The sequence below is a fragment of the Haloferax sp. s1 genome (assembly GCF_058382125.1).
Map to the genome: position 1 here is coordinate 1 of NZ_JBZRPK010000448.1, position 4,784 is coordinate 4,784.

Annotated in this window: 6 protein-coding genes; 2 read left to right on the plus strand and 4 right to left on the minus strand. The window is 61.0% G+C overall.

Going from position 1 to position 4,784, the window contains the following annotated elements; all coding sequences use genetic code 11:
* Nucleotides 1-840, minus strand: an 840-nt coding sequence (locus QT222_RS06430; protein WP_491476682.1) for a cation transporter, incomplete at its 3' end; no start/stop codon positions are given.
* A gap of 130 nt (nucleotides 841-970) precedes the next feature.
* On the opposite strand from QT222_RS06430, the gene QT222_RS06435 reads away from it, so the two are divergent.
* The gene (locus QT222_RS06435; RefSeq protein WP_491476683.1) at nucleotides 971-1,525 is read left to right on the plus strand and encodes an ArsR/SmtB family transcription factor; all 555 of its coding nucleotides are present in this window, start codon (nucleotides 971-973) and stop codon (nucleotides 1,523-1,525) included.
* A 50-nt stretch (nucleotides 1,526-1,575) separates the two neighbouring features.
* Nucleotides 1,576-3,033 (plus strand): replication factor C large subunit, encoded by a 1,458-nt coding sequence (locus tag QT222_RS06440; RefSeq protein WP_004059863.1) that lies wholly within the window; start codon nucleotides 1,576-1,578, stop codon nucleotides 3,031-3,033.
* 43 nt (nucleotides 3,034-3,076) lie between these two features.
* On the opposite strand, the gene QT222_RS06445 is transcribed toward QT222_RS06440, so the two are convergent.
* The 3 genes from QT222_RS06445 to QT222_RS06455 all read right to left on the minus strand — a co-directional run.
* A complete protein-coding gene (locus QT222_RS06445; protein WP_004059864.1) occupies nucleotides 3,077-3,310 on the minus strand; it encodes a DUF8106 domain-containing protein in 234 nt (77 codons plus the stop codon).
* Between the two features lie 98 nt (nucleotides 3,311-3,408).
* Nucleotides 3,409-4,137, minus strand: coding sequence for an amino acid ABC transporter ATP-binding protein (locus QT222_RS06450; protein WP_491476684.1), 729 nt, complete (start codon nucleotides 4,135-4,137; stop codon nucleotides 3,409-3,411).
* Nucleotides 4,134-4,784 (minus strand): amino acid ABC transporter permease (locus QT222_RS06455; protein WP_491476685.1); only part of this gene is annotated, 651 nt, incomplete at its 5' end. The genes QT222_RS06455 and QT222_RS06450, both read right to left, overlap by 4 nt.

The following is a 4,784-nucleotide window of genomic DNA, read 5'->3' on the forward strand; positions in this document are numbered from 1 at the left end:
ACCGAACTCGACCAGAGCGGCGCTATCGTCCACGGCGGTTTTGCCTGCAACGGTGGTGCCGTCCACAGGGACGCTTGCGCCGGGTTTGACGCGCACGTGGTCGCACACTTCCAGTTCGCTGACACCGACTTCTACGACCGTAGCGTCGTGGACGCGCCGGGCGGTATCGGGTCGAAGGTCGAGCAGCCCTTGTACTGCTCGTGAGGCCCGTGTACGGACGATGAGGCTCGTGTACTCGGAGAGGATGTGATACGTCGTGATGAACACCGAGACGGCGAAGAAGTGGACCGTCGGGAACGCCGGAAAGACGAACAGCCCGAGGAATCCCCCAAACAGTCCGGCGAACGCGCCGGCTTCGAGGAGGACGTGTTGATTGAAAATGCGGCGTCGAAGGCTGTTGTACGCCTTCTCGATGATATATCGACCGGGGCCGAACACCGTCCCCAGTGCGAGGCCGAGGGTCACGAGGTCCATCCAGAGCGCGTCCGATTCGAAGGACCCTCGAACGAAAATCATGAACAGCATCAGTCCGGCCGTCACGAGCGATGCCACGCCCGCGAGCGTCAATCGTCGCTTGGCCTGTTCGACTTCCTTTTGCTGTTCCTCGAATCGCTTCTGCTTGTCCGGGTCGCGGATGGTGTAGCCGAGGTCGCGTAGCGTATCCTTGAGTTCGACCTCGCTGAGCAGGTCTTCGTCGTACCGTAGGCGCACCTCTTCGTGGGCGAGGCTCACGTTCACTTCCTCGACGCCCTCCGTTCGTTTGTACGCCTTACGGATACTCTCGGCGCAGAACGAACACGACATTCCCCCGATGTCGTAGTGGACGCGTGCGGTACTCATCGTGATTCATCTTTGGAGTGGAGCAGTGAAAGGCACTATGATAGATTTTGTACCGGTTCTATATTCATCCAACTGGTAGCATAGATTCACGACAGCCTTAGGATTCCCAGACCCATATCTAGTGACACAGATGTCGCTCCTCGAAACCGATGTTCCAGTACGGAACATCATCACGATGGCTCCGGAGAAAGCAAAGGCGCTGGAAAACGACGTACGCGCGAAAATTCTCGATATGCTGGCCGACCGGGAGATGACCATCAGCGAGATTCACGAGGAGTTGCAACGGCGCGGTGAGGACAAAGTAGAGACGACAGTTCGGCACCACGTTACCATCCTCAAAGACGCCGGGCTCATCGAAATCGCCCGGCTCGAAGACGCCAGTGGGGGGACGCTCAAATACTACAAATCCAACACGCGCGTGTTCGCGTACGACCTCCCCGAAGAGAGTGCGGACGAACTACGCGAGGCGCAAGCGACGGCGCGGGAGGGGGTCACTTCGCTTATCGAGCAGTTGTACCGCGAACACGGCGAGCGTATCGAGGCGGTCGCGCGGGAGCTACAACCGTGTGAGTACTGCGAGACACAGCATTACGAGGAGTTCGTGGTCTACGAGTTACTCAACCGGGCGCTGGCCGACGTGAGCGAAGACGGAACGTTCGACGAATTGACCGACGAGACCACGTAGGCGAACGCCGCTCCGCAATCACTAAACGCGCCTCGTTCCTTCCTCCGGTAATGGTAGACTGGACGGAGAAGTACCGCCCATCGTCGCTCTCCGAGGTCCGCGGCAACAACAAGGCTCGCGACGCCCTCGCAGAGTGGGCTAAATCGTGGGACGACCACCGAGAGGCTGTTGTCGTCTACGGGAGTCCGGGCATCGGAAAGACCTCTGCCGCCCACGCGCTCGCGTCGGACATGGGCTGGGAGACGGTCGAATTGAACGCGTCAGACCAGCGAACCGGCGATGTCATCGAACGCTTCGCCGGGCGCGCTGCGAAGAACGCGACGCTTTCCGGGTCGTCGACGGGCACGTCCACCCGACAGTTGGTCATCCTCGACGAAGCGGACAACATCCACGGCAACTACGACCGCGGCGGGTCCAGTGCCGTGACGAAACTCGTCAAGTCGTCGAGCCAACCTATCGTCCTCATCGCCAACGAGTTCTACGACATGAGTCGCGGCCTGCGGAACGCCTGTCAGGAAATCGAGTTCCGCGACGTGTCGGCGCGTTCTATCGTTCCCGTCCTCCGCGATATCTGCCGGAAGGAAGGACTGGAGTTCGAATCGGACGCCCTCCAAGCAATCGCCGACATGAACAGCGGCGACCTGCGCTCGGCGGTCAACGACCTCCAGGCAATCGCCGAGGGACGCGACAAAATCACGGAAGAAGACGTGATTATGGGCGACCGCGACCGCTCGGTCGGTCTGTTCGAGTTCCTCGACGCCGTTCTCAAAGAGGAATCCGCACAAGAGGCGCTCTACACCGCCTACGACGTGGACGAGACGCCGGACGACCTCACGAAGTGGGTCGAGGACAAAGTCTCTCTCGTCTACGAACCCGACGAACTCGCCCGCGCCTACGAATTCCTCGCCAACGCCGACCGCTGGCTGGGTCGCGTTCGCGCCTCGCAGAACTACTCGTACTGGCGCTACGCGACGGACAACCTCGCCGCCGGTGTCGCCGCGTCGCGGGACCGAACCCGCGGCGGGTGGACTCGCTACGGGGGCGCACCATACCGGTCGACCCGAGACAAGACACGCGACACCGTCGTCCGGAAAATCGCGGAGAAAGGCGGATTTAGCATGTCGACCGCCCGCCGCGAAGTGCTTCCCTATCTCTCGGCGGTGACCCATCACTGCAAGCCCCGGGAGTTGACAGTTGCGATGACCGCGTACTACGACTTCGACACCTCTCACGTCTCGTTTGTCACCGGGAGCGGTGAGACGACGAACAAGGTCCAGTCCATCGTCGAAGACGCCGAAGAACTCCGCGAGGAACTGGTCGAAGAACACGCCGGTGGAGCGTTCGCCGGAATGGAGGATGTCTCCATCGATGGCGAAAACGGGGGCGAGACCGACGCCGCGACCGACGGAGACGACGATGTTCTCAACCGCGACGACGAATCCGCGGCGAGCGACGAAGCCGAGGCGTCGACCGACGACGGTCAGTCTGGGCTGAGTGACTTCTTCTAATCGAGCCGCTGCTGCTGATTCGTTCGTTAATTCGACCGCCTGATTACGCCGTCGGCGTCGGCAGTCGGTCCGCTGCTTCTGCCTCGTCGGACTCCAGTCCGTTCCAGACGACCTCGCCGCAGTCCGGACAGTCGATTCGCCGGGTGTGGTCGTCGGTTGTCTGTACCGGCCACTCGTCGATGTGCGCGGCGCGACCACAGGTTTGGCAGAACAGAATCGCCTTCCGTCGTTCGAAATCGGGGGGTTCAGAGCTGAAGTTGCGAATTACGTCGTTCATGCCGCAGTGAAGCGGCAGTTCCGCGTATAAGCTTGTTGGATGGTTGTCGGGTGTGTGCCCGACTCACTCAGCACACACGGGTGCAAGTGGGCCCCAACTCAGAGCAACTTCGAGAGGAACTGTTTGCCCCGGTCAGTTCGTGGATTCTCGAAGAACACATCCGGTGGCGAGTCCTCGACGACACGGCCATCGGCCATGAGGACGATGCGGTCGCCCACTTCGCGGGCGAAGCCCATCTCGTGGGTGACGACAAGCATCGTCATCCCCTCCTCGGCGAGTCCGTGCATCACTTCGAGCACTTCCCCGACCAGTTCGGGGTCGAGTGCGCTCGTGACCTCGTCGAAGAGCATCACGTGCGGGTCCATCGCCAGCGCGCGAGCGATGGCGACGCGCTGTTGCTGTCCGCCGGAGAGTTGATTCGGGTAGGAGTCCGCCTGATCGCCGAGACCGACGCGGTCGAGAAGCGTCTCCGCATTTCGTTTCGCGGTGGCCTTGTCGACTCCTTTGACCTTCTGCGGCCCGAGCGTCACATTCTCCAGCGCCGTCTTGTGGGGGAAGAGGTTGAAGCTCTGGAACACCATCCCGATGCGCTGACGCAGTCGGTTGATATCCGCTTCGGGGTTGGAGATTGACTGTCCCGCGAGTCGAATCTCACCGTCCTGAATCTCTTCGAGGCGGTTCGCACAGCGAAGGAGCGTGGACTTCCCGGACCCCGAGGGGCCGATGATGACGCACACTTCTCCTTCTTCGACGTGCAGGTCGACGTCTTTCAGGACGTGCGTCTCGCCGAAGTACTTGTTTACTTTCTCGAATTCGAGGAGGCTCATCGTCGGTCACCTCCCCACTCGGCACGGGATTCGAGGTGTCGAACCACCTTGCCGAGCGGCAGCGTGATTCCGAGGTAGGCGATGGCGACGAGCAGAATCGGCGTCCACGGATCGAACGTCGTAGAATTGACGTTCCGGAAGGCACTGATGAGTTCCTCAACAGCGATAACCGTCAGGAGTGAGGTGTCCTTCACGAGGATGACCTGATCGTTACCGATGGCGGCGAGCGCGTTGCGCCACGCCTGCGGCAGCACGACTTCTCGCATCGACTGGACGTAAGACATTCCAAGCGAGCGGGCCGCCTCCATCTGACCTTCCGGAACAGCGTTGATGCCGCCGCGGACAGCCTCACCGACGTACGCGGCGTGGTTGAGTGTCAGGCCGATAATAGCAGCCGGAATTGCCCAGTTCGAGATGGGGAATTGACCCGGCGGCCAGAACGCGGGAATCCCGAAGAAGATGACGACAAGTTGGAAGAGAAGCGGCGTTCCACGGAAGAACTCGACGTAGCCACTCGCAACCATATCTGTAATTCTGGTCTTCGAAACGCGGCCGAGGCCGACGAAAATGCCGGCGATGATAGAGAGGACGCTCCCCGCCAGGAAGATGCCGAGCACCCGCAGGTACGCGAAGACGAACTGCGGGTA

Excerpts from the sequence above, each read along its gene's own strand:
- QT222_RS06445 (WP_004059864.1), bottom strand. The coding sequence starts at position 3,310 with ATGAACGACGTAATTCGCAACTTCAGCTCTGAACCCCCCGATTTCGAA.
- QT222_RS06440 (WP_004059863.1), top strand. The coding sequence starts at position 1,576 with ATGGTAGACTGGACGGAGAAGTACCGCCCATCGTCGCTCTCCGAGGTC.
- QT222_RS06435 (WP_491476683.1), top strand. The coding sequence starts at position 971 with ATGTCGCTCCTCGAAACCGATGTTCCAGTACGGAACATCATCACGATG.
- QT222_RS06450 (WP_491476684.1), bottom strand. The coding sequence starts at position 4,137 with ATGAGCCTCCTCGAATTCGAGAAAGTAAACAAGTACTTCGGCGAGACG.